This is a genomic window from Sphingomonas sp. SL1004, assembly GCF_057815015.1.
This window is the reverse complement of record NZ_JBYMUX010000001.1, coordinates 2,351,361-2,376,384: the sequence shown is the minus strand read 5'-3', so window position 1 is coordinate 2,376,384 and position 25,024 is coordinate 2,351,361. Positions and strand designations below refer to the sequence as shown.

Here is a 25,024-nt window from a genome sequence, read left to right as displayed (position 1 = left end):
TTTTCGCGGGGCCGTTCCGCCCCTTCACGGCGACCGGATCGCACGGCAATAGTCATGCGTTGGGGCTCCGCTATTCAAGCGCGCCATTCACGTCGAGGATCATGTCATGCCGGCCACATTGTTGCACACCCACCGCGTCGAGAAGCCCTGGGGTCGCGACACGCTCTGGCCCGGTTTCGAGGATCCGGCTGCAGGTTCGCCACCGATCGGCGAAGTCTGGTTCCAGGAGCCCGGCAACACCACGCCCGATCTGTTGATCAAGTATCTGTTCACGAGCGAGAAGCTCTCAGTCCAGGTTCATCCCAACGACGAGCAGGCGCACGCGCGAAACCTGCCGCGCGGCAAGGACGAATGCTGGACGATCCTCGCGGCCGAGCCGACCTCGACGATCGCGGTCGGCACCAAGCAGCCGATCTCGAAGGACGAGCTGCGCCAATCGGCGATCGACGGCACGATCGAGGACAAGCTCGACTGGAAGCCGGTCAAGCCGGGCGACTTCATGTACTGCGCCTCGGACACGATTCACGCGATCGGCGGCGGGTTGACCGTGATCGAGGTCCAGCAGAATTCCGAGACGACCTATCGCCTCTACGATTACGGCAGCGACCGCGAACTGCACCTGAAGGACGGCATCGATGTCGCCGACCCGACGCCCTACGTGCCGGTCGCGCCGCCGGTCGAGATCGAGACCGGCCGCACAATCATGGTCGAGGGGCCGAAGTTCGTGCTCGAACGCTGGAAGGGCGGCGACCATGTCGTCAACCTGCCCGAGGGTATTACCGGCTGGGTGATCCCGATCACCGGCTCGGGCGATGTCGCCGGCGTTGCGTTCAAGGCGGGCGAATGTGCGACCATGGCGGGGAGCGAGACGGTCTCGACGAGTACGGACGCCGACGTGCTGTTCGCGTATCCGTTGGCAAAGCGGATTTAAGCACCGCTTTTGGTCTGCGGTGTTTCCAGCCTCCCTGTTCTCCCGCGAAGGCGGGAGCCCAGTCTGGGTCCCCGCCTTCGCGGGGAAAACAAGGTAAGCGCGGCCAAACTCTAGTCTTATAAGTGCTGCCCCCAACATCACCCCCCCCCCCCCGGCGAAGGCCGGGGCCCAATTGGGGGACGTTGCTAAAGAATGGCAGCAAGCCGTTACTGCCACTTTTCCAATTGGGCCCCGGCCTCCGCCGGGGTGGCAAGGTGGGCTGACACTACCAAGCTCACGCCCAATTAACCCGCGCCCCGCTATACCCCCGCCGACATGCTCCGCATCCTGACCCTCTCGACGCTGTTCCCCGATGCCACCCGCCCCAATTTCGGCATCTTCGTCGAGCGCCAGACCCTGGGTCTCGCGGCGCACCCCGATGTCATCCTCAAGGCGGTGGCGCCGATAGGCCTTCCCCCCGGACCGCTCAAGCGCATCGGCCATTACGCCGGGCTTGCCGCGCTCCCGACATACGAGCGCTGGAAAGGCATCGATGTTCACCGGCCGCGCTTCAGGGTCCGTCCATTTCGTCAGGGCCGGCGCCACCCCGCCGAACTCGCCCGCGCACTCGTCCCCGCGCTCGACGCGATCCGCGAGGACTTCGCGTTCGACGTCATCGATGCGTCGTTCTTCTTCCCCGACGGGTCCGCGGCGGTCGCGCTCGGCCAGCGCTACGACGTGCCCGTCTCGATCAAGGCGCGCGGCGCCGACATCCACCATTGGGGCAATGCGGCAGCCACCGCGTCGGGTGTGCGCAAGGCGGGGCAGGGGGCAGATGGCATGCTCGCCGTCAGCGCAGCGCTGAAGGCCGACATGGTCGCGCTCGGACTGCCCGCCGATCGCATCCGCGTGCATCATACCGGCGTCGACCATGATCGCTTCCGGCCATTGGATCGCGCCGCCGCCAAGACCGAACTGGGCGTGGCGGGTCCGCTGGTCATAGCCGTGGGCGCGCTGATCCCGCGGAAAGGGCACGACATCGTCGTCGATGCGGTTGCGGCGCTACCCGGCGTTACGCTGATGATCGCAGGCGAGGGCCCCGAACGGGCGTCGCTCGAAGCACAGATCGCGAAAACCGGCACTGCCGACCGGGTCCGCCTGCTCGGCGCCGTTCAACACGACGATCTGCCCAGGCTGATCGCTGCCGCCGACGTCAGCGCGCTCGCTTCCAGTTCCGAAGGCCTTGCCAACGCCTGGGTCGAATCGCTCGCCTGCGGTACGCCGATCGTCATCACCGATGCCGGCGGCGCGCACGAAGTGGTGACGACGCCCGACGCCGGGCGGGTCGCCATCCGCGACGGGCTCGCCTTTGCGGCGGCGATCGGTTCGCTGCTCGCGAACCCTCCAACGCCGGAGGCGACGCGCCGGGCCGCAGCGTCCTTCACCTGGGACGCCAATACCGCGGCGCTCTACGATCATCTCGCGAAGCTAGTCGTCGATAACCGATAGATGCTCGATCCTTCCCCTTGCGGGGGAGGATCGCGAGCTCAGGCTCACCCCTCCAGCGGGTACAGCGCCGCCACGATCCAGCGACCTTCGCCGCGCAACACCGCCCAAGCACGAGCCGCAGCCCGGCTGTCCATAGCCTCGATTCCGAACCCCCGTGCCTCGACCGCCTTCTTGAATGCAAGCGGCGGCTGACGCAGCGCCGAACCGGTCCCTAGCAACAGAAACTCCGGCGGCGGATCGAGCGCCAGCAACGCCGCCACGTCCGCCTCGCCGAGAGCCTCGAACGCCGGCGGCTCCCAGCCATCCGCACGCTCGGGACTGATCGACAGCGCCGTGTAATACCCGTCGTCGACCTTGAACCCGGCCCGACCGATCGCCGAGATCATCGGCCCATCGGTCTTCTCGCGGTCCATCCTCATTTAGCGTTCGACCTTCGGACCAACCCGCTCGGCGCCGTCCTGCACGCCGCCCTTGCGCGGCGCAGGATCGGCCCGCAGCCCCAGCGTGATCAGCAGCGACGACGACACGTAGATCGACGAGTAGGTGCCGACGACGATACCCAGGATCATCGCCGCGGTGAACCCGCGCAGCACGTGGCCGCCCAGCACCAACATCGCGACCAGCGCGAGCAGGATCGTCACCGACGTCATCACGGTCCGCGGCAGCGTCTCGTTCACCGACAGGTCGATGATCTCGCGCATGTCCATCTTCCGATACCGGCGCATGTTCTCGCGGATACGGTCGTCGATCACGATCTTGTCGTTGATCGAATACGAGATGATCGTCAGCACCGCCGCGACGATGTTCAGGTCGAACTCGAACTGCGTCAGCGCGAAGAAGCCGAGCGTCATCAACAGATCGTGGACGATCGCGACGACGGTCGACACGCCGAACTGCCACTCGAACCGCACCACCGCAAACAGCGCGATGCCGAGGATCGCGAGGCCGACCGCGAGCAGTCCCTTGTTGATCAGTTCATCCGAGACCTTGCCCGAGATCGTGTCGTACTTCGAGAAGGTCGCGCCGGGGAACTTGACCGCTAGGTCGTCCGACACCTTCTTGACGAGGCGGTTGGTAGCACCTTCGTCACCCGCGGGCACGGGCAGGCGGATCGACAGCGTCTTGGGATCGCTGAACGACTGGATCGACGCTTCGCCGACGCCGAGCCGGTCGACTTCGGTCCGGACCGCGTCGATCGACGGCGTGGTCGCGAACTTCTCCTCGATCAGGACGCCGCCGACGAAGTCGACGCCCATGTTGAGGCCCTTGGTAACGACGAGTCCGATCGCCAGCAACGACAGCAGCAGGGTAAGCCCGAACGCCCATTTACGGAGCGAGACGAACTTCAGGTTCGTGTTGTCGGGTACGAGTTTCAGCAGGCGCATGGTAATCTCCCGCCTCAAATATTGATCGTGGTAGGGCGGTTCTTCCGCAGCCACAGCGCGACCATCATCCGGGTGAACGTGACGGCGGTGAACACCGACGTGCAGATCCCGATCAGCAGCACGACCGCGAAGCCCTTCACCGGACCCGAGCCGAGCAGCAGCATGATCACGCCGGTGATGGCGTGCGTCACGTTGGCCTCGAAGATCGTCCGCGAGGCTTCCTTGTAGCCGAGCTCGACCGACTGGACGACGCTGCGCCCGCGTCGCCGCTCCTCGCGAATACGCTCGTTGATCAGCACGTTGGCATCCACCGCGGTACCGATCGTCAACACGAACCCGGCGATACCGGGCAGCGTCAGCGTCGCGTTCAGCATCGCCATGACGGCGACGATGACCAGGATGTTGATGACCACCGCGAGGTTCGCATACAGCCCGAACCGCCCATAGGTGACGAACATGAACACGATCACGAGCAGGGCGGCGACGATCGACGCCAGCACGCCGGCACGGATGGAGTCCTTACCGAGATCGGGGCTCACGGTGCTCTCAGCGATCGTCTTCAGATTGACCGGCAGCTTGCCCGATCGCAGCGTGATCGCCAGCGCGTTTGCCGACTCGACCGTGAAGTTGCCCGATATCGACGCGCGACCACCGAGGATGGGCTCGTTGATGTTCGGCGCGGAGATCACCTGGTTGTCGAGGATGATCGCGAACGGCTTGCCGGTGTTCTCGGTGGTCACCTTGGCAAAGCGACGCCCGCCGACCGCGTTGAACGTGATCGCCACCTGCGGCGCGTTGGTCTGCGGCTCGAACTCCTGGCGCGCATCGGCGAGCTGGTCGCCCGAGATGATCACCGATCGCTTGACCGCGATGAACGGCACGCCCTGCGGATTGCCGGGGTAGGGAAGGACCTGGCTGCCGAGCGGCGCGATGCCCTTGACCAGATCGGCCGGGTTCGCGGTCTGGTCGACCAGCTTGAATTCGAGCTTGGCGGTCTTGCCGAGCAGATCCTTCAGCGCCTGCGGGTTCTTCAGCCCCGGCACCTGGACGACGATCCGCGTCGCGCCCTGCCCGACGATCGTCGGCTCCTTGGTGCCGAGTTCGTCGATGCGGCGGCGGACGACTTCGATCGCGTCCTTCATCGCCGTGTCGACCGCCTGCGTCAGGCCGGCCTGCGTCGGCTTGAGCACGAAGCGGCTCGTGTCGACGACGTTGATGTCCCATTCGCGCTGGCCGCTCATCCCGGCGCCACCACCGGTGATCGCCAGCAGACGTTCACGCGCTGCATCGACCTGCGACGGGTCACGCAGCAGGAAGGTCAGCTGGCCGCCCCGCGTCGAAATGTCGCCGATCTCGATCCGCGGCGTGCCGTTGCGCATCGTCCCCGCGACGCTGTCGCGCATCGCCTCGATCCGCGTCGCGGCGAGGTCGGCGGTATCCGCCTCGAGCAGCAGATAGCTGCCGCCGGCGAGATCGAGCCCGAGGTTGATGTGCGGATGCGGAATCCGCCCCCATTGGCTCGTGGTGCTCTCAGGGAGGAAGCTCGGGATCGCCAGCAGGCACAATGCCGCCAGCAACCCGATGATCGACCCGATTTTCCAGCGCGGGAAGTCGAGCATCAGTCGTTCGCCGGCTTCGTGTTCGGGCTGGTGATGTCGGTCAGCGTCGCCTTGACGACGCGCACGCGGACATTCGGCGCGATCTCGACCTCGACGACATTATCCTCGACCTTGGTCACCTTGCCCAGGATCCCGCCCGAGGTCACGACGCTGTCGTTCTTCTTCACCGCCGCGACCGATGCCTGCAGCGCCTTCATGCGCTTTTGCTGCGGACGGATCATCAGGAAATAGAACACGACGAACACGAGGAAGAGCGGCGCAAGGCTCAGGAACGAGGCGATCCCGCCCCCCGCCGTGGTGGAGCCGTCTGCGGCCTGGGCAAAAGCTGGTGAGATGAACATGAAGGTCCGTATCTGGCTGGGCCGTGGAAGGCGCAAGGATGGGTCGGGCCGGACGTCGCGCGTCGCGCCCGCATTGGTCCGCCCGCTATCATCGCTTGGAACCTCGCGCAACAGATCGCCACAGGATGAGACGTGGGAGCCGTGCGGCCAGGCGCATCTGACATCGCGGCCGTGTTCGTACTTGCATCCGGCGCGCGCGCCGCGTAGTGCGCCCCCCTCGGGCTGCTATGCGGCCCGTTCGGTCGGAGCGTAGCGCAGCCTGGTAGCGCACCACACTGGGGGTGTGGGGGTCGCAGGTTCGAATCCTGTCGCTCCGACCATTTTCTTACAACGATATGTATCGGCGGGTTCAGCCTTGCTTGTTTCCTCGCGAACGCGGGGGCCCAGGACCATGAACGCTGTCGCCCGTAACTCTGGACTCCCGCCTTCGCGGGAGAACGGGCGCGGTGAGGGACAAAAATCGGATAGTCTCCGTCATGCCGGGCTCGTTCCGGCATCCACGGTTCCACAAAACCTCACGCCGCTGATACGCGGCCCGGTGGATGCCGGAACGAGCCCGGCATGACGAGAAACCAGCTTACGCCGTCTCGCTCACCGTCGCCGCATGACCCACCGCCACCGCGCTCAAGTTCACGATTCCCCGCGCCGTCACGCTCGGCACCATCATCTGCAACGGCTTGGCGAGCCCGAGCAGCATCGGTCCCAATGGCAACGACTCGGTCGACGCCGACAGCAACGACACCGCGATGTTCGCCGCGTCGATGTTCGGCATCACCAGCAAGTTCGCCGACCCCGTCAGCGGGCTGTCCGCAACCAGCCGCCGCCGCAGCGCCTCCGACAGCGCCGCATCGCCGTGCATCTCGCCGTCGAACTCGAACTCCGGCGCAAACTCCTTCAGCAACGCATGCCCCGCGCGCATCTTCTGCGCTGACGGCGACCGCGACGCACCGAAGCTCGAATGCGACAGCAGCGCCGCCTTCGGCTCGATCGCGAACGCGCGCACCGCCTCGGCCGCGAGCATCGTCATCTCGGCGATCTGCTCGGCGGTCGGATCGATCGTCACGTGCGTATCGCAGAAGAACAGGCTGCCGGTCCGTAGGATCACCGCCGACATCGCATACAGCCGCGAGACGCCCGGCATCCGCGGGATCAGCGGCATGATGTACGTCATCTGCGTCCACCAGTCGCCGATCCCGCCACACAAAGCCGCATCGACGCGCCCCTCGCGCAGCAGCATCGCCGCCGCCACGCTCGGCCGCGTCCGCAGCGCACGCTCGGCGCTGTCGGGCGGCGTGCCGCGACGACCCACCAGCGCGTTGTATCCGGCAAGCAACGGATCGAACACCTCGCGGTCGGTACCCGGATCGAGCACCTCGACATCGGTGCCGATCGACATGCGCAGGCCGCTCGCCTCGATCTTCTGGCCGATCACCTCGCGCCGCCCGATCAGCACCGGCCGCCCGATCCCCTCGTCGATCACGGTCTGCACCGCGCGCAGCGTCCGGTCGTCCTCGCCCTCGCCATACGCGATCGAGCGCCCCGCCTGCTTGGCACGCGCGAAAATCGGCCGCATCAGCTGGCCCGAGCGATACACGAACACTTCGAGATCACGCAGATACGCGTCGAAATCCTCGATTGGCCGCGTCGCCACGCCCGAATCCATCGCCGCCTTCGCCACCGCCGGCGCGACATGCAGGATCAGCCGCGGATCGAACGGCTTGGGGATGATGTAGGTCGGCCCGAACACCGGCGTCGCGCCACCGTAAGCGGTGACCACCACGTCCGAAGCGGTCGCGCGTGCGAGCGCTGCGATCGCGTCGACCGCCGCCACCTTCATCGCCTCGTTGATCTCGGTCGCGCCGACGTCCAGCGCGCCACGGAAGATGAACGGGAAGCACAGTACGTTGTTGACCTGGTTCGGAAAATCCGAGCGGCCCGTGGCGATGATGGCGTCGGGCCGCGTCGCATGCACCAGCGCCGGCTGGATCTCGGGCTCGGGATTCGCCAGCGCCAGGATCAGCGGATCGGGCGCGAGCAGATGCAGCCATTCCTGCTTGAGCACGCGCGGCGCCGACAGCCCGAGGAAGATGTCCGCCCCCTCCAGCACGTCCGGCAGGGTCCGCGCGTTGGTCGTGCGCGCGTACCGCGCCATGTTCGGCGGCATCACGTCGCCGCGATCCTTGTGCACGACGCCCGCGATATCGGTCAGCGTGACGTTCTCGGGGTTGAGCCCCATCGACACGAGCAGGTCGACCGTCGCCAGCGCCGCCGCGCCCGCGCCCGACGTCACCAGCTTCATCTGGTCGAGCCGCTTGCCACGCAGTTCGAGCACGTTGCGCACCGCGGCGGCACACACGATCGCGGTGCCGTGCTGGTCGTCGTGGAACACCGGGATGTTCATCAATTCGCGCAGCTTCGTCTCGATCTCGAAGCATTCGGGCGCCTTGATGTCCTCGAGATTGATCCCGCCGAACGTCGGCTCGAGCACGCGGACCGCCTCGATGAACGCCTGCGGATCGAGCTGGTCGATCTCGATGTCGAAGCAGTCGATCCCGGCGAATTTCTTGAAGAGCACCGCCTTGCCCTCCATCACCGGCTTCGACGCGAGCGCACCGATCGCGCCGAGCCCGAGCACCGCTGTCCCGTTGGTGATTACGGCCACGAGATTGCCGCGAGCCGTGTAATCCCGCGCCTTGTCGGGATCGGCGGCGATTTCCTCGCACGCGGCGGCGACGCCCGGCGAATAGGCAAGCGCGAGATCGCGCTGCGTCGCCATCCGCTTGGTCGCCTCGACCGAGAGTTTCCCGGGCTTTGGATAGCGGTGATAATCGAGCGCGGCTTTGCGGAAATCGTCTTCCATGGTCTTCCTAACCTGTCGGCCGCGGCGGCGACCGGGTTGAGCGCGCGGGCATGGCTCGCGGCGAATGTTCAAGGGAGCGCATAGCCTTAGGCACACCAATCCGCCAACCCCGCGCGGACGTAGCGTCGGTTTGGGTGGGGGGGCGACCGTCGCCCCACCCGACTACCACCAACAGTGCCACCACCCATCAGGCCACCACCCAACAGTGCCACCACTCAAAAGTGCCTCCACCCCGGCGAAGGCCGGGGCCCAGTTGGAACGTCAAAGGTAATGAAGCGCCGCCCTCCGTCAGCACCGTTCCCCAACTGGATCCCGGCCTCCGCCGGGGCGGTGCGCGCCCTAACGATCCTCCCCCGCAAGGGGGAGGTGGCACCGAAGGTGACGGAGGGGGAGGCAAGCGATCACCTCCGTTGCGTGTCCTCCCCCTCCGTCTGGCAAGCGCCAGCCACCTCCCCCTTGCGGGGGAGGATTGAGATTTAGCAAATCCCCTGTCCTACAACGAACCAATATGGTTCGCTCCGTCCCTCAACAGGGCGGGAACCCACACCATGACCATCGACCACCTAATCGACGCCGTCATCGACCGCGAAGGCGGCTACATCAACCACCCGGCAGACCGAGGCGGCCCCACCAGATACGGCATCACGCAAGCCGTAGCCCGCACCAACGGCTACCCCGGAGACATGCGCAATTTCCCCCGCGACCGGGCGGAAACCATCTACCGCCGCCTCTACTGGACCCGCCCAGCCTTCGATCAGATCAACCCCCGAGCCCCCAAAATCGCCGAAGAACTCTTCGACACCGGCGTCAACATGGGTCCCGCAGTCGCCGCCACCTTCCTTCAACGCGCGCTCAACGCGCTCAACCGAGGCGCCACCGACTATCCCGACATGATCCTCGACGGCCGCGTCGGCCCGGCCACGCTAACCGCCCTCGATGCCTTCCTAGTCCGCCGCAAACCCGGTGGCGAAACCGTGCTCCTGAAAGCGATCGAGGCCCTTCAAGGCGAACGCTACGTCGCGCTCGCCGAGACCCGTCCCGCCAACGAAGCCTTCCTCTACGGCTGGCTCGCCAACCGCACCTGAGACGCTCCGGCGAAACGCTCCCAGCGTCTACACTTCCTATACTTCACTTTTGCCGGAGGCAGCCAATGACCCCGCAACCCCTTGATCCCGCACCAGATCCCTGGATCACCCGAGCCCGCCCGACTTTCCTCTACGTGATGTACACATTGCTGCTCGGCGCGATCCCCGCCGGCCTGATCGCCGCCGTCCGCCCGCAAATGGCGCAGGCAATCGCGGCGGGTATGGCAGCGTACCTCAACGCGATCCCCGAACCCCTCTACGCGCTCTTCGGCACCGGCTATCTAGGCTACACGGTCGCCCGGGAATGGGGGAAAGGGCGCTGACCTCCCGCTTCCGTCATCCTGACGAAAGTCAGGATCCAGAGCCAAGAGCGTAGGGGCCCGTTACCCTGGGTCCTGACTTTCGTCAGGATGACCGAGGAGGGCAGGGCGTTGCGCCGCCAAAACCAAACCCTACATCGCGCCTATGAGCAACGACCCCCACGCCATGCCGACATGGCACGGCACCACGATCCTCTCGGTCCGCCGCGGCGGCAAGGTCGTCGTGATCGGCGACGGCCAGGTCTCGATGGGCCAGACCGTCATGAAACCCAACGCGCGCAAGGTCCGCCGCCTAGGTGACGGCAGCGTCATCGGCGGGTTCGCCGGCGCCACCGCCGACGCCTTCACCCTGTTCGAACGCCTCGAACGCAAGCTCGAAGCGCATCAGGGCCAGCTCCTGCGCGCCGCGGTCGAACTCGCCAAGGACTGGCGCACCGACAAGTTCCTCCGCAACCTCGAAGCGATGATGATCGTCGCCGACAAGGACGTGACGTTGATCCTCACCGGCAACGGCGACGTCCTCGAACCCGAGAACGGCGTCGCCGCGATCGGCTCCGGCGGTAACTACGCACTCGCCGCCGCCCGAGCGCTGGTAGAATACGAGACTGACGCCGAAGTCCTGTGTCGCAAGGCGATGGGCATAGCGTCCGAGCTCTGCGTCTACACCAATGACCGCCTCACGGTCGAAACGATGGACTCGACCACGTAACTCCTTCTCCCCCTCCCGGAAGCGGGAGGGGGCAGGGGGTGGGCGCCCGCTCACCTCCAGCGCCAACCTTCGAGGGAAGCGCGAGCCCACCCCCAGCCCCTCCCGCCCGCGGGAGGGGAGCGAGAAAATCATGAACGACCAGCTCACCCCCAAGGCCATCGTCGCCGCGCTCGACGCCCACATCATCGGCCAAGCCGCCGCCAAGCGCGCGGTCGCCGTCGCGATGCGCAACCGCTGGCGCCGCCAGCAGCTCAGCGAAGACCTCCGCGACGAGGTCACGCCGAAGAACATCCTGATGATCGGACCGACCGGCTGCGGCAAGACCGAGATCAGCCGCCGCCTCGCCAAGCTCGCCGACGCGCCGTTCGTGAAGGTCGAGGCGACCAAGTTCACCGAGGTCGGCTATGTCGGCCGCGACGTCGAGCAGATCGCCCGCGACCTCGTCGAGGAAGCCATCCGCCTCGAAAAGGAACGGCGGCGTATCGCCGTCAAGGACAAGGCCGAAGAGGCGGCGATGGGACGTCTGCTCGACGCATTGGTCGGCAAGGACTCGAGCACCGCGACGCGCGAAAGCTTCAAGCAGCGCTTCCTCGACGGCCATCTGAACTCGGCCGAAGTCGAAATCGAGGTCGAGCAGGCACCGACCACGCCGTTCGAAATCCCCGGCGGCGCGCCGCAGATGATCAATCTCGGCGAGATGATGAAGTCGTTCGGCGGCGGCCAGCAGCTGAAGAGACGGAAACTCACCGTCCACGCGGCCTGGGACAAGCTCGTCGAGGAAGAGGCCGACAAGCGCCTCGACCAGGACGAGGTCAGCCGCGCGGCCCTGGCCGACGCGGAGGCCAATGGCATCGTCTTTCTCGACGAGATCGACAAGATCGCAGTCTCCGACGGTCGCGGCGGTTCGATCAGCCGTGAAGGCGTCCAGCGCGACCTGCTCCCGCTAATTGAGGGTACGACGGTTGCGACCAAGTACGGCCCGATGAAGACCGACCACATCCTCTTCATCGCCAGCGGCGCGTTCCACGTCGCCAAGCCGAGCGACCTGCTTCCCGAACTCCAGGGCCGCCTGCCGATCCGCGTCGAGTTGAAGGGGCTCACCGAAGCGGATTTCGTCGCGATCCTGTCGGACACAAAGGCGTCGCTGCCGCTGCAATATAAAGCGCTGATCGCCACCGAAGGCGTAGGCATCGAGTTCACCGAAGACGGCATCGCCGCCATCGCGCGCATCGCTGCCGAGGTGAATTCCGAGATCGAGAACATCGGCGCCCGCCGCCTGCAGACGGTGATGGAGAAGCTGCTGGAAGAGGTGAGCTACAACGCCGAAGACAGAGGCGGCTCGAACCTCGTCATCGACGGCGCGTACGTCGACAGCCAGTTGAAGGAAATTGCCCGCAACACCGACCTGAGCCGGTTCGTGCTCTGATCATAGGGCGGGGGGCCACCACCCCCCGTTCGTGCTGAGCGAAGTCGAAGCACCCTGAGTCTCATGCCCTTCGACTTCGCTCAGGGCGAACGGAGTGGGGGTATTTAGGAGAACACCATGGACGTGACCGAAGCCATAGCCGCTCGCCGCTCCGTCCGAGGTTTCCTCGACACCCCCGTCGATCCGACCCTGCTCCACGACCTCGCCACAAAGGCATCCCGGGCGGCAACCGGTGGCAACCTTCAGCCCTGGCACATCGCCATAGTCTACGGCGAACCCATGACCCGCCTCAAAGCCATCATGGCCGAAAAGATCGCCACCGGCGTTACCGAGGCGCCAGCCTACGACATCTATCCAAAAGACCTAGCTGCCCCCTACCGCGACCGTCGCTACGCCGTCGGCGAAGCGATGTACGCCCACCTCGGCATCCCCCGCGACGACAAGCCCGCGCGACAGAAATGGTTCGCCCGAAACTTCCAGTTCTTCGGCGCTCCCGCTGCGTATTTCTGCACCGTCGACCGCCGCATGGGCCCGCCGCAATGGTCGGACCTCGGCATGTATTTGCAAAACCTGATGCTGCTCGCGGTGGACGCCGGTCTCGCCACCTGCCCGCAGGAATGCTGGGCAATGTATCCTGAGACGGTCGGAAGGGTCTTGGACATGCCCGAAGATCGCATGCTCTTCTGCGGCATGGCGATCGGTTACGAAGACAAAAGCGCGCCTGCCAATGCTCTGCGCACGGAGCGCGCAAACGAAGCGGAGTGGTTGACGACGATCCGCTAACCTGCGCAGTTACCTCAAAATCAAGCCACCACCCCGGCGAAGGCCGGGACCCAATTGGGGGACGCTTTTGATATAGCGCGAGCCCAGTTACGCCGGCCTTGCTAATTGGGCCCCGGCCTCCGCCGGGGTGGTGCGTAGAGGCGTAAGCTTGTTCACCCGCGAAGGCGGGTGCCCAGACTGGGTCCCCGCCTTCGCGGGGAAACAAAAATTACAGGACCACCGTCACCGGCTTGGCGCCCTTGATCCCCGCAAGGATCATCGCTTCCCAGACCGCAGGATCACCCGCCGCAGCCATCGCCTGGTCGGGCTCGCGCAACGTCTTCAGCACCGCTAGCGCATCGGGCAGATAATCCGCCCAAGCCGCGTCGATCAACCGCGACGCCGACTCGGCATCGCCGCCGGCGTTGCGGCTGATCCGTTGTCCCGCCAGCACGCGCGCGACGCGTTCGGCGACAGGTGTAGTAGAAACGTCCATGAGCATTCTCCTCGCGGGACCGGTCTACACCAAACCCGCGAGGCGAACGAACGCTCCTTAGCGTGCCGAGCTCGGGCCCGCGCCGCGGCTCGGACCACGACCACCGCCGCCGCCGGCTGGGCGACCACCGCCCTGACCGCCGGGACGACCACCGCCCTGGGGACGGCCGCCGCCACCTTGGCCGCCGCCGCCACCCTGGCCACCACGGCTAGCACCCGCATAGTTGCGACCAGTCGTCCCGGTCGCCCGCGGCGAATGCGTCGCGCGCGGCCGTGCCGGATCGCGCGGACGGTCGATCCGGACTTCGGGATCGGCACCCATCGTCTTGACGCGCGTCTGCTTGATCTGGTTCGACAGGTTGACGAAATCCTCCGGCAGCGACCGGACCTGGACCTTCTGGCGGGTGATCCGCTCGATGTCGCGCAGGTACGCCTTCTCGTCATCGGCGCAGAACGCGACGGCGATGCCGCTCGCGCCCGCACGCGCGGTACGGCCGATGCGGTGGACATACTGCTCGGCGACGTTCGGCAACTCGAAGTTGATGACGTGCGAAACGCCCGAGACGTCGATGCCGCGTGCGGCGATGTCGGTCGCGATCAGGACCTTGACCTTGCCCTGCTTGAACTCGCCGAGTGCGCGCTCGCGCTGGCCCTGGCTCTTGTTGCCGTGGATCGCGTTCGAGGCGATGCCGTTGCCCGCGAGCAGCTTCACGACGCGGTCGGCGCCATGCTTGGTGCGCGTGAACACGAGCGCGCGGTCGATCGCCGGATCGGCCAGCGTGATCGTCAGCAACGCCTGCTTTTCCGACTGGTTGCAGAAGGTGACGTACTGGTCGACGCGCTCGGCCGTCGTCGCAGCCGGCTTCACCGACACCGTCTTCGGGTCGAGCAGGAACTGGCTGGCCAGCTCGCGGATCGCGACCGGCATCGTCGCCGAGAAGAACAAAGTCTGGCGCTTCTTCGGCAGCATGCGGACGATTTTCTTCAGAGCATGGATGAAGCCGAGGTCCATCATCTGGTCGGCTTCGTCGAGCACGAGGATCTCGATCATCGACAGGTTGACGAAGCCCTGCTCGATCAGATCGATCAGGCGGCCCGGCGTGGCGACGAGGATGTCGACGCCGCGGCTCATGTCCTGGCGGTTCTTGTTGATGCTGGTGCCGCCGAACACGGTCGTCACCGACATCTTGCTGAACTGACCGTACGCGCGGGCACTGTCTGCAATCTGGCTCGCCAGCTCACGGGTAGGCGCTAGCACGAGCATGCGACAATGCGTCGGCAGGACGCGCTTCTGGTTCTCGGTCAGGCGCTGGATCGACGGCAGCACGAATGCGGCGGTCTTGCCGGTGCCCGTCTGCGCGATGCCGAGCAGATCGCCGCCCTCGAGCAGGATCGGGATCGACTGGGCCTGGATCGGCGTCGGCTCGGTATAGCCCTTGGCTTCGAGCGCACGGACGAGCGGCTCGGCAAGGCCGAGGTTTGCAAATGACATGAATAGTCTCTCAAATAGATGCCGGGCTCGCGAATCCACACAAGGACGCGCGAGGGGCGGTGGTGTTTTGACACCCCGCGTGAAAAGGGAAGCCCGTTGGAAACGACCGAGGCGGAGCTAAGACCGGCTAGGGTCCAATCACGCTGCATTACGCCTCGATATGCCGCACCTGCAGCAACGTCCGCGAAAAGTCAAGCTTTGCTGCTACGGCACGGCTTGAGCGGTACCAATCAAGACAATCTCAGGCGATGATCTGGCTTAGATGCAAGTAGCGCTCGTTGAACTCCGCGGCGTCCCGCAGGCGTGACCAGTCTACCACGCTGACCTGGCGTTTCTTGCGCGTAATCAGCTGATCGGCTTCCAGCGATTTGAGCACGCGGTTGACATGGACCGGCGTCAACCCGAGCGCGTCGCCGAGCTGTTCCTGCGTCATCGGCAATTCATACGCGATCGTCCCGCCAAGCGCGGATTTCTTGAAGCGGACCGAAAATTCGCACAGCAGATGCGCAAGCCTGCTCCGGGCGTTGCGTCGGCCGATATTGAGCAGCCACTCGCGGTGGATCGACGATTCGACCAGCGCGTCGATCCACAGCGCCTGGCTCGCCGCCGGGCTGGCCCCGATCAGGAGTCGCAGGGCTGCAATCGGGATTTCCGCCAGCGTCACGCGGGTCAGTGCCTGGATGTCGTGATCCGATTCCTCAAGGAACAGGTTCTGCAAGTCGACGAATTCACCGGGCATCAAGATCGACACGATCTCGCGCTCACCGTTTGGAGTCAGCTTCTGGCGGTAGGCGAGTCCTTCGACGATGAACGCGCACCGCGTCGGGCGCTGGCCTTCGCGCAGCACATAGGTCGAGGCGTCGATCGTCCGCACCTTGAAGGGCAACGCCGCGACCTGAGCGCGATCGGCAGCACTCATCGCAACGCGCGATGCGAACTTCCGAATCAACTGTTCAGTCACGGTGGCGATATCCACGTGCACGCTCCGCATCCAAGGCAGGAGCACTCGTTTCTCGCTGTCTCCATCGCCACGATAGCGCGTTGCGTCATCCCTCACCTTATCCCAGGATTGAGCTAAAGTGCGAAACACATGTTAGGCTGAGAGGCGCATGCGCTGTGGGGATCACATCATGCCTGACCCGATTGGCGCGGATCGTTTGCGGTAACGATGACATTCAGGAGTACCGCATCCCCCTCGTCGCGAACGGCCACGCTGAAACGGCTTCCGTCCCATACCATACCCGGATGATCGCGAAGGTAATCGCCCGCGAAGATGACTGCCTGGATGCGCGCCTCGTCATCGTCGGCCAGCTCGGTACCCTCGTCGTCCACGTCGTGCTTGTGGTCGTCGATATCGAAGAAGTATCTGGGCATGCTGCATTTCCTTAGCGGATGACGCGTGTTGCACCCTACGCCCCCGTCGCGCGCTTTGCTTTTACCAAAATCAGGTTTTCGTAAGTCGACCATGCTCGACTTCGGCTACGCCGAGGGCGTAGGACACCCCAAACAACGAGAGGATCCGCCGCATGAAACTGGCCAGCCTGAAGCACGCCGATCCAGCCCAAGGACGCGATGGCAAGCTCGTCGTCGTCTCCAGCGATCTCGCCTGGTGCGCGGACGCAAGCCACATCGCGCCGACGTTGCAGGCCGCACTCGACGATTGGGATCGTCTTTCGATAGATCTCAAGAACCTGTCGACCGATCTGGAACACGAGATGATTCCGATGCGGCGCTTTCACGAACACGATGCGGCCTCGCCGTTGCCGCGAGCGTATCAATGGGCGGACGGCTCGGCGTATGTGAACCATGTCGCGCTGGTACGGCAGGCGCGGGGGGCGGAAATGCCCGACAGCTTCTGGCATGACCCGCTGATGTATCAGGGGGGATCGGACGGATTTCTTGGCCCGCGCGATCCTATCCCGCTGGCCGACGAAGCGTGGGGTTGCGACATGGAGGGCGAAGTCGTGGTCGTTACCGGCGACGTGCCGATGGGCGCGACCCGTGACGAGGCCTTGGCAGCGATCCTGCTGGTCGGACTGACCAACGACGTCTCGCTGCGCAATCTTATCCCCGGCGAGCTTGGCAAGGGGTTCGGCTTCTTCCAGTCCAAGCCGGCCAGCGCGTTCTCACCCGTGTTCGTCACGCCCGACTCGCTCGGCGACTGGTGGAAGGACGGCAAGCTGCACCGCAAGCTGATGGTCGATCTCAACGGTCAGCCGCTCGGGCGTGCCGAGGCTGGCGAAGACATGACGTTCGATTTCGGCACGCTGGTTGCGCACGCCGCCAAGACCCGGAAGCTGGGGGCGGGGACGATCGTAGGATCTGGTACCGTTTCGAACCGGGGGGGCGATGGCGGTCCCGGCAAGTCGGTTGCCGACGGCGGCGTCGGCTATTCCTGTCTCGCCGAAGTACGGACGATCGAGACGATCCAGGGCGGCAAGCCCGTCACGCCGTTCCTCAAGAAGGGCGACGTCGTTCGGATCTGGGCCGAAGATGACAAGCGCCACCCAATCTTCGGCGTTATCGAACAGACCGTCGCCGGCTGAAATCTGCGGAGGGGGGGAAAAAATCCGCGCGGCACATCGTGAATGCGCAACTCCCCCTCGCAATCTGCGTTGAAATTTAATAACAAGCCTCGGTAAGAGTGTTCCGCGGTCACAGCGGCCTCATGGAGATGGAATGACGATGGCAAGCGAGCATCCGCGCGCCAATTTGCAGCCACTTACGCTGCATATCCCCGAGCCGAAGTTCCGCCCCGGCGACGCGGTGGACTTCGCCGAAGTCGACGTGCCGCCCGCCGGCGAAGCACGCCGTCCCGACACCGCGGACAAGGCGTCCGACTTCATCGATCTTGCCTATACGCTGGTCCGCGTGCTCGACGACGACGGCAACGCGGTTGGCCCCTGGGACCCCAAGCTTTCGCCCGACGTGATGCGCCGCATGTTGCGCAGTATGGCGCTGCTCCGCGCGTTCGACGAACGGATGTTCCGTGCCCAGCGGCAGGGCAAGACCAGCTTCTACATGAAGGCGCTCGGTGAGGAGGCGGTCGCGGTCGCGGCGGCCTACGCGCTCGACTATGAGGACATGTGCTTCCCCTCGTACCGCCAGCAGGGGCTGTTGATCGCACGGGGCTGGAGCCTCGTCGACATGATGAACCAGATCTATTCGAACACGGCTGATAGGCTCGGCGGCAAGCAACTGCCGATCATGTATTCGGTCAAGGAAGCCGGATTCTTCTCGATCTCGGGCAACCTCACCACGCAATATCCGCAGGCGGTCGGCTGGGCGATGGCGTCCGCCGCCAAGGGCGACACGCGCATCGCCGCGACCTGGTGCGGCGAGGGCTCCACCGCCGAGGGCGACTTCCACTCCGCCTGCACGTTCGCCGCAGTCTACCGCGCGCCGGTGATCTTCAACGTCGTCAACAACCAGTGGGCGATCTCGAGCTTCTCCGGGTTCGCCGGTGCCGAGGCGACGACGTTCGCCGCGCGCGCGGTCGGCTACGGCATTGCCGGGCTGCGGGTCGACGGCAACGACGCGCTCGCCGTCTACGCCGCGACCGAATGGGCCGCCGAGCGCGCCCGCACCAATCAGGGCCCGACGCTGATCGAGCACTTCACCTACCGCGCGGAAGGTCATTCGACCTCCGACGATCCCGGCCAGTATCGCAGCGAAGGCGAACCCAACGCCTGGCCGCTCGGCGACCCGATCAAGCGTCTCAAGGACCACCTGATCGCGATCGGTGAATGGGACGAGGAGCGCCACGCGGCGCAGGACAAGGAACTCGCCGAGCAGGTGAAGGCCGCGCAGAAGGAGGCCGAGAAGAATGGCATCCTCGGCCACGGCCTCCACCAGCCGCTCGAGTCGCTGTTCGACGGCGTGTTCGAGGAACTGCCGTGGCATCTGAAGGAGCAGCGCCAGCAGATGCTCGATGAGGAAACGGCCAGCGGCCGTCCATGGGATCGCAAGGCATGAGCGACATGATCGAGGCACCCGTGTCCGAAACAACGGACGCCGAACCCACCACCCGCATGAACATGATCCAGGCGATCAACTCCGCCATGGACATCATGATGGAGCGCGACCCCGACGTGATCGTCATGGGCGAGGACGTCGGCTATTTCGGCGGCGTCTTCCGCGCGACCGCCGGGCTCCAGGCCAAGCACGGCAAGACCCGGGTGTTCGACACCCCGATCACCGAATGCGGCATCATCGGCGTCGCGGTGGGCATGGGCGCGTACGGCCTGCGCCCCGTCCCCGAGATCCAGTTCGCGGATTATATCTACCCGGCGCTCGACCAGCTCGTCTCCGAAGCCGCACGCCTCCGCTACCGCTCCGCCGGCGAGTTCACCTCGCCGATCACGGTGCGCTCGCCGTTCGGCGGCGGCATCTTCGGCGGCCAGACGCATAGCCAGTCGCCCGAGGGGCTCTTCACCCATATGTCGGGGATCAAGACGGTGATCCCGTCGACGCCCTACGACGCCAAGGGCCTGCTGATCGCCGCGATCGAGGACAACGACCCGACGCTCTTCTTCGAGCCCAAGCGCATCTACAACGGCCCGTTCGACGGATACTGGGATCGTCCGTCGCAGAACTGGTCGAAGCATCCGGCCGGCGAAGTCCCGACCGGCTATTACAAGATCGAGCTCGGCAAGGCGAAGATCGTCCGCGCGGGCGAGGCGCTCACCATCCTCGCCTACGGTACGATGGTTCATGTCTGCGCCGCCGTCGTCGCCGAGGCGGGCATCGACGCCGAGATCATCGACCTTCGCACGCTCGTGCCGCTCGATATCGAGACGATCGAAGCGTCGGTGAAGAAGACCGGCCGCTGCATGATCGTCCACGAGGCGACTCGCACCAGCGGTTTCGGCGCGGAGCTGTCGGCGATCGTCCAGGAACGCTGTTTCTACCATCTCGAGGCGCCGATCGAGCGCGTGACCGGGTTCGACACGCCGTACCCGCACAGCCTCGAATGGGCGTATTTCCCGGGGCCGGTCCGCATCGGCGAAGCCCTGAAAAAGATCATGAAGGACGCATAATGGCCCGCTTCACCTTCAAGCTGCCGGACATCGGCGAAGGCATCTCCGAGGCCGAGATCGTTGCATGGCACGTCGCCATCGGCGACCGCGTCGAGGAGGATTCTGCGATCGCCGACATGATGACCGACAAGGCCACCGTCGAGATGGAATCGCCGGTGTCGGGCGTGGTCGTCGAACTCGCGGGCGAGGTCGGCGACCAGGTCTCGATCGGCGCTGCGCTGGTGGTGATCGAGACGGACGCGGTGGATGCTGCGGACGAAGTCGTCGCTGCGCCGCTGACCTCGGCGCAGGCCGAGACCGCCGAACAATACGAAGCCGAGAATCCAGGCGTCGAAATCCTCCCCGAAACGGGGAGGGGGACCGCCGGCGAAGCCGGGGGTGGAGGGGGCGTGCCGCAAACGACCCCGCCAGTGACGGCCGCTCCGCCCGTTGAGTTCGCCCCACCGGCGAAGACCGCTCCGCCCGTGGAAGCCCCCCTCCACCATCCTGCGGATGGTCCCCCTCCCCGTGCCGGGGAGGATAAGGTGCACGCCCTCGCATCCCCCGCAGTCCGCGCCCGCGCGCGAGACCTCGGCATCGACCTAGCCTCGGTAAAATCAGAGTCCGACCGAGTCCGCCACGCAGACCTCGACGCCTATCTCCGCTACGGCTCCGGCGAAGGCTACCACCCCCCGCACGCATCACGCGCCCGCGAAGACCAGCCCATCAAGGTCATCGGCATGCGTCGCCGCATCGCCGAGAACATGGCCGCGTCGAAGCGCGCGATTCCGCACTTCACCTATGTCGACGAGATCGACGTTACCGCCCTCGAAGCGATGCGCGCCGACCTCAACGCCAACCGTGGTGGCCGCCCCAAGCTGACGATGTTGCCGCTGATGATCGTCGCGATCTGCAAGACGATCCCGGACTTCCCGATGCTCAACGCGCGCTACGATGACGAAGCGGGCGTGGTCACGCGCCACGGCGCCATCCACCTCGGCATGGCCGCGCAGACCGACGCCGGGCTCACCGTCCCCGTGATCCGCGACGCACAGGACCGCAACGTCTGGCAGCTCGCCACCGAGATCACGCGCCTCGCCGAAGCCGCACGCGCCGGCAAGCTCGCCCCCAGCGAAATGGGCGGCGGCACGATCACGGTAACCTCGCTCGGCCCGCTTGGCGGCATCGCCACAACGCCGGTCATCAATCGCCCCGAAGTCGCGATCATCGGCCCCAACAAGATCGTCGAACGCCCGGTCTTCAAGGGCGACGAAGTGGTCCGCGCCAAGCTCATGAACCTGTCGATCAGCTGCGACCACCGCGTCGTAGACGGCTGGGATGCGGCAAGCTTCGTCCAGGGCCTCAAGAAGTACCTCGAAACGCCCGTTCTCCTGTTCGCGGACTGAAGCGCTTCATCGGGATCGTCGGCTAGCGAATGCTCACGCGACGATCCCACTGCGCGATTTCTGCAGCGATCCGGCGATCCGCCGCGCAAGGAAACGGGGGGTGAAGCGGATGCCCTGCGCCATCGCCAGGTTCATCGCGCCCGATACCTTGACTGCCTGGTCCGTCGACAGCGCCTTCAGCCCGTCCTTCACCACCGCGTCGGCGTCGCCCGCAAAGCGGTGGAACAGCGGCGAGCTGCCAAGCCCGGCGATATCGGCGAATCCGGTGCGCGTCGGGCCGGGGCACAGCGCGGTAACGTGCACGCCCTTGGCCTTCACCTCCTCGTGCAGCGCCTCCGAGAAGCTCAGCACGAACGCCTTGCTGGCATAATAGACCGCCATCCACGGCCCCGGCTGGAACGCGGCGACCGAGGCGATGTTGAGGATTCCGCTACGGCCGCGCGCGATCATCTGCGGCAGCACGCCGTGCGCGAGCGCGACCAAGGCGCGACAGTTCAGATCGATCATGCCGAGTTGCGCCGCGGCGTCGGTTTCTGCGAACGCTCCTTGCAGGCCGAAGCCGGCATTGTTGATAAGCGTGTCGATCGTAAGCCCGGCCGCCTCGATCTCGGCCAGCAATCGCGAGGGTGCATCCGGCTCGGCGAGATCGGCGGTGAAGACGTGGACCGTGCTACCCTTGGCGCGCAATTCGGACGCAAGCGCCTCGAGCCGCCCGCCGCGCCGCGCGGTGAGGATCAGCGCATGGCCATCGGCTGCCAGCGCTCGCGCGAAGCCTTCGCCCAAACCCGATGACGCGCCGGTAATCAATGCCGTAGCCATGTCCTGCGCCTCGCCGATCGTGAAGACGCCAGCGTGGGCCGTGCCGTCGGCGCTGGCAATGGCACAGGCCTACGTTCGGTCTCCTTGCGGAGAGGGAACGGCTCCGCAGCCCTTTGGCTGCGGAGTACTTCCGCGTCGGCTGGTCAGACGATCTCGAACAGCCCCGCCGCGCCCATGCCGCCAGCCGTGCACATCGACACGACGACATAGCGTACACCGCGCTTGCGCCCCTCGATCAGCGCGTGCCCGACCAGCCGCGACCCCGTCATCCCGAACGGATGGCCGACCGCGATCGCACCGCCGTTGACGTTGTACTTCTCCGGATCGATGCCGAGGAAATCCCGACAATAGAGGCACTGCGACGCGAACGCTTCGTTCAGTTCCCACAGGCCGATGTCGGCGATCGAAAGTCCTGCGCGATCGAGCAGCTTAGGGATCGCGAAGATCGGCCCGATCCCCATTTCCGCCGGGCTGCACCCCGCCGCCTGGAACCCGCGATAGATGCCGAGGATGTCCTTGCCCTCGGCTTCCGCGGTCTTGCGGTCCATCAGCAACTGCGCGGAGGCGCCGTCCGAGAGTTGGCTTGCATTGCCCGCCGTCACGCTCGTGCCCGCCCCGGAGAATGCGCCGCCCGCCCACACCGTCTTCAACCCGCGCAAGCCCTCCAGCGTCGTGCCCGCGCGAATGCCCTCGTCCTGTGTCAGGGTGACCCTCTCGATACCGGTCCGCTCGCCCTGCTTGTCGAACAGCGCCTTCTCGACCGTGATCGGGGTGATCTCCTCGGCGAACGCACCGTTGGCGATACCGGCGGCGGCGCGCTGCTGACTCGTCGCTGCGTATTCGTCCTGGGCCTCGCGGCTGATGCCGTATTTCTCCGCGACGATCTCGGCGGTTTCGATCATCGGAATATAGGCCGCCGGCTCCCTGGCGGTGACGCTCGCATTGACGAAGCGTGGCGCGTCCTTCGTCACGGTATAGCTGATCGACTCCATCCCGCCAGCCAGCGCCACGTCAGCCTCGTCGCAGATGATCGTCCGCGCCGCGAGCGCGACCGCGGTCAGCCCCGACCCGCACTTACGGTCCAGCGTGAACGCCGGGACCGATTCCGGCAATCCGCCTGCAAAGATCGCCATTCGCCCGGCGTTCCCCCCTTGCGTGCCCCATTGGTTGCCGACGCCCCAGAACACCTCGTCGATCCGCGCCGGATCGATTCCCGCCCGCTCGACCACCGCGTTCATCACGTGCCCCGCCAGCACCGGCGCCTCGGTCGCGTTGAACGCCCCCCGATAGGCTTTGCCGATAGCGGTACGGGCAGTCGAGACGATGGCGGCTTCACGCATGCTGGAACCTTTCGAGGATCGGGTATGCAGCCGATCTAGGCGTTCCGCGGCGCGGGGGAAAGCCCCTTAGGGTACGCGCGCCAGCCAGCCGCCGGTGAATCCCGCACGGTCCAGCCCACGGCGGATATGCGGGTTCCGGCGCATCGTGTTCCACACCATGCCGGTCCGCCAGTTCTCGATCATCGCGACGATCGGCCCCTGGTCGATGCCCAAATAATCGACGTCGACCCAGCCGACCCCCGGCACGATCCGGCCATGCTTCAACGGCTCGCCCATCTCCGTCAGCGTCGGGTTGAACGCATCAAAGAAACCGTATTTGCCGTAGATCCCCTTGCCGTAGCGATCGTGCATCGCGGTGATCGCGGGGATGACGAGATCGGGCGCGAACACGATCGATCCGACCGCGGCGGTTGGCGCGAGCGTCCCGTCGTCACGCGCGCCCGGCCCGCGTTCGGAGTAGCTGAAGAACTCGCGCGGCCGACCGGCGATCGTCGCCTTGAAGTCGCCAGGCCCGTCGCACGCGGTCAGCCCCCAGACGTCCGGGCCGTAGCCGGCGAACCCGCCCGCATTGGCGATCGCGTAGTCGCGCTGCGCGATCGTCGCGCGCCGGCTGTTCTCGAAATAATCGATGTCCTTGGTCGCGATATACGCATCGCGAATGCCGCGGAAATCGACCCAGACATGGCTGTATTGATGCACGAACATCGGCGGGTAATGAAGATAGTTGCCGCTCCACGACGGCTCGAACTTCGCGGTAAGCGCGCCCCAGGTCGAGGGCGGCAGCGGATGCGTCGGCGATCCCAGCGCGAGCAGATACATCAGCATCCCCTCGTTGTAGATGTTCCAGTCGCTGGCGATGAACCCACTCTCGGGATGCCAACCCATCGACAGGAACGGCGCACGCGGCGTGATCCAGGTCCAGTCGACCGCGCCGTAGATCTGGTCGGCCAGAGCGCGAATCCGCTGTTCCTCGGGATGATCGCCGTCGAACCAGCTCTGCGCGAACAGCATGCCGCCGAGCAGCAGCGCGGTATCGATCGTCGACAGTTCGGCGCGGGCGAAGCGCTGTCCCTTGGTGATGCCGAGGAAGTGGTAGAAGAATCCCTTGTAGCCGCTGTTGCCGGTCGGCTCGGGGCCCATCGGCGCGATCGCGAAGAACTCCATCGTCGCCAGGGTTCGCTTGCGCGCCTGCTCGCGCGTGATCCAGCCATTGACCACGCCGATCGGATACGCCGTCAGCGCGAACCCGACCGCGGCGATCGACGAGAAGGACGGGGTCGGCCAGCGATCCAGCGCAAGCCCGGTAACCGGATCGGTCGTGTCCCAGAAATACAGGAACGCGCGCTCCTGCAGATTGTCGATCAGCGGGTTTGCGGATGGCGATGGTGCGGGCGGTGCGGTGCCCGTGACGCTTTCGAGCGCTCTGGCCAGCGGCCGTCCGACCGATGTGCATCCTGCGGTAAGTCCACCGAGCGAAAGCGCACCGGTGCCGAGAAACTGCCGTCGATCGAGCATTCGAACTCCTGGT

Annotated in this window: 22 protein-coding genes, 1 tRNA gene and 1 pseudogene; 12 read left to right on the top strand and 12 right to left on the bottom strand. The window is 65.7% G+C overall.

Annotation, left to right across the window (positions count from 1 at the left end; translation table 11 throughout):
• Positions 1-106: 106 nt before the first annotated feature.
• Both AC3D24_RS10720 and AC3D24_RS10715 read left to right on the top strand, forming a co-directional pair.
• Entirely contained in the window at positions 107-931 is an 825-nt protein-coding gene (locus tag AC3D24_RS10720; RefSeq protein ID WP_489030491.1) for a class I mannose-6-phosphate isomerase, read from the top strand.
• Between the two features lie 315 nt (positions 932-1,246).
• The gene (locus tag AC3D24_RS10715) at positions 1,247-2,419 is read left to right on the top strand and encodes a glycosyltransferase (RefSeq protein ID WP_489030489.1); all 1,173 of its coding nucleotides are present in this window, start codon (positions 1,247-1,249) and stop codon (positions 2,417-2,419) included.
• A gap of 44 nt (positions 2,420-2,463) precedes the next feature.
• Here AC3D24_RS10715 and AC3D24_RS10710 read toward each other — a convergent pair whose 3' ends face one another.
• Genes AC3D24_RS10710 through yajC form a run of 4 tightly spaced genes read right to left on the bottom strand, consistent with a single transcriptional unit; the run spans position 2,464 to position 5,764 of the window.
• On the bottom strand, positions 2,464-2,838 hold the full coding sequence (locus AC3D24_RS10710) for an MTH938/NDUFAF3 family protein (protein WP_056489903.1): 375 nt from the start codon (positions 2,836-2,838) through the stop codon (positions 2,464-2,466).
• Complete coding sequence (gene secF / locus AC3D24_RS10705; protein ID WP_489030487.1) at positions 2,839-3,804, bottom strand: protein translocase subunit SecF; 966 nt, start codon at positions 3,802-3,804, stop codon at positions 2,839-2,841. It abuts the gene before it with no gap.
• Positions 3,805-3,818: 14 nt separating this feature from the next.
• Positions 3,819-5,423 carry a protein translocase subunit SecD gene (gene secD, locus AC3D24_RS10700; RefSeq protein ID WP_489030485.1) on the bottom strand — a complete coding sequence of 535 codons (1,605 nt, stop codon included), beginning with the start codon at positions 5,421-5,423 and terminating at the stop codon, positions 3,819-3,821.
• A complete protein-coding gene (gene yajC / locus AC3D24_RS10695) occupies positions 5,423-5,764 on the bottom strand; it encodes a preprotein translocase subunit YajC (RefSeq protein ID WP_489030483.1) in 342 nt (113 codons plus the stop codon). The genes secD and yajC overlap by 1 nt, the downstream gene beginning before the upstream one ends.
• Before the next feature lie 243 nt (positions 5,765-6,007).
• Between yajC and AC3D24_RS10690 the strand changes: the two genes are divergently transcribed.
• Positions 6,008-6,084, top strand: a tRNA-Pro gene (locus AC3D24_RS10690).
• Positions 6,085-6,341: 257 nt separating this feature from the next.
• Here AC3D24_RS10690 and AC3D24_RS10685 read toward each other — a convergent pair.
• Positions 6,342-8,624, bottom strand: a complete 2,283-nt coding sequence (locus AC3D24_RS10685) for an NADP-dependent malic enzyme (RefSeq protein ID WP_489030481.1) — start codon at positions 8,622-8,624, stop codon at positions 6,342-6,344.
• A gap of 548 nt (positions 8,625-9,172) precedes the next feature.
• Between AC3D24_RS10685 and AC3D24_RS10680 the strand changes: the two genes are divergently transcribed.
• From AC3D24_RS10680 to AC3D24_RS10660, 5 genes and pseudogenes are all read left to right on the top strand, one after another.
• On the top strand, positions 9,173-9,709 hold the full coding sequence (locus tag AC3D24_RS10680; RefSeq protein WP_489030480.1) for a glycoside hydrolase family 108 protein: 537 nt from the start codon (positions 9,173-9,175) through the stop codon (positions 9,707-9,709).
• A gap of 95 nt (positions 9,710-9,804) precedes the next feature.
• Positions 9,805-10,032: pseudogene (locus AC3D24_RS10675) on the top strand (3TM-type holin); the annotation flags it as partial.
• Positions 10,033-10,195: 163 nt separating this feature from the next.
• Positions 10,196-10,738, top strand: coding sequence for an ATP-dependent protease subunit HslV (gene hslV / locus AC3D24_RS10670; protein ID WP_056066793.1), 543 nt, complete (start codon positions 10,196-10,198; stop codon positions 10,736-10,738).
• Positions 10,739-10,868: 130 nt separating this feature from the next.
• A complete protein-coding gene (hslU, locus tag AC3D24_RS10665; RefSeq protein WP_060526425.1) occupies positions 10,869-12,164 on the top strand; it encodes an ATP-dependent protease ATPase subunit HslU in 1,296 nt (431 codons plus the stop codon).
• Between the two features lie 117 nt (positions 12,165-12,281).
• The gene (locus tag AC3D24_RS10660) at positions 12,282-12,947 is read left to right on the top strand and encodes a nitroreductase (protein WP_489030477.1); all 666 of its coding nucleotides are present in this window, start codon (positions 12,282-12,284) and stop codon (positions 12,945-12,947) included.
• A gap of 208 nt (positions 12,948-13,155) precedes the next feature.
• Here AC3D24_RS10660 and AC3D24_RS10655 read toward each other — a convergent pair whose 3' ends face one another.
• The 4 genes from AC3D24_RS10655 to AC3D24_RS10640 form a co-directional block, all read right to left on the bottom strand.
• On the bottom strand, positions 13,156-13,422 hold the full coding sequence (locus AC3D24_RS10655; RefSeq protein ID WP_489030475.1) for a hypothetical protein: 267 nt from the start codon (positions 13,420-13,422) through the stop codon (positions 13,156-13,158).
• Between the two features lie 57 nt (positions 13,423-13,479).
• Entirely contained in the window at positions 13,480-14,913 is a 1,434-nt protein-coding gene (locus AC3D24_RS10650; RefSeq protein ID WP_489030474.1) for a DEAD/DEAH box helicase, read from the bottom strand.
• A 241-nt stretch (positions 14,914-15,154) separates the two neighbouring features.
• Positions 15,155-15,889 (bottom strand): Crp/Fnr family transcriptional regulator, encoded by a 735-nt coding sequence (locus tag AC3D24_RS10645; protein ID WP_489030472.1) that lies wholly within the window; start codon positions 15,887-15,889, stop codon positions 15,155-15,157.
• Positions 15,890-16,041: 152 nt separating this feature from the next.
• Positions 16,042-16,287, bottom strand: a complete 246-nt coding sequence (locus AC3D24_RS10640; protein WP_489030470.1) for a DUF6894 family protein — start codon at positions 16,285-16,287, stop codon at positions 16,042-16,044.
• A 152-nt stretch (positions 16,288-16,439) separates the two neighbouring features.
• Between AC3D24_RS10640 and AC3D24_RS10635 the strand changes: the two genes are divergently transcribed.
• From AC3D24_RS10635 to AC3D24_RS10620, 4 genes are all read left to right on the top strand, one after another.
• Positions 16,440-17,459 carry a fumarylacetoacetate hydrolase family protein gene (locus tag AC3D24_RS10635; RefSeq protein WP_489030468.1) on the top strand — a complete coding sequence of 340 codons (1,020 nt, stop codon included), beginning with the start codon at positions 16,440-16,442 and terminating at the stop codon, positions 17,457-17,459.
• 139 nt (positions 17,460-17,598) lie between these two features.
• Positions 17,599-18,888, top strand: coding sequence for a thiamine pyrophosphate-dependent enzyme (locus tag AC3D24_RS10630; protein WP_056490339.1), 1,290 nt, complete (start codon positions 17,599-17,601; stop codon positions 18,886-18,888).
• Positions 18,889-18,944: 56 nt separating this feature from the next.
• Positions 18,945-19,952: an alpha-ketoacid dehydrogenase subunit beta gene (locus tag AC3D24_RS10625; RefSeq protein ID WP_489033126.1), complete on the top strand. Its 1,008-nt coding sequence runs from the start codon at positions 18,945-18,947 to the stop codon at positions 19,950-19,952.
• Positions 19,952-21,337: a dihydrolipoamide acetyltransferase family protein gene (locus AC3D24_RS10620; RefSeq protein ID WP_489030466.1), complete on the top strand. Its 1,386-nt coding sequence runs from the start codon at positions 19,952-19,954 to the stop codon at positions 21,335-21,337. The genes AC3D24_RS10625 and AC3D24_RS10620 overlap by 1 nt, the downstream gene beginning before the upstream one ends.
• Before the next feature lie 33 nt (positions 21,338-21,370).
• On the opposite strand, the gene AC3D24_RS10615 is transcribed toward AC3D24_RS10620, so the two are convergent.
• From AC3D24_RS10615 to AC3D24_RS10605, 3 genes are all read right to left on the bottom strand, one after another.
• Positions 21,371-22,156: an SDR family NAD(P)-dependent oxidoreductase gene (locus AC3D24_RS10615; protein ID WP_489030464.1), complete on the bottom strand. Its 786-nt coding sequence runs from the start codon at positions 22,154-22,156 to the stop codon at positions 21,371-21,373.
• A 143-nt stretch (positions 22,157-22,299) separates the two neighbouring features.
• A complete protein-coding gene (locus tag AC3D24_RS10610; protein ID WP_489030462.1) occupies positions 22,300-23,496 on the bottom strand; it encodes a thiolase family protein in 1,197 nt (398 codons plus the stop codon).
• 66 nt (positions 23,497-23,562) lie between these two features.
• On the bottom strand, positions 23,563-25,011 hold the full coding sequence (locus AC3D24_RS10605; protein WP_489030460.1) for a glucoamylase family protein: 1,449 nt from the start codon (positions 25,009-25,011) through the stop codon (positions 23,563-23,565).
• Between the last annotated feature and the right edge of the window lie 13 nt (positions 25,012-25,024).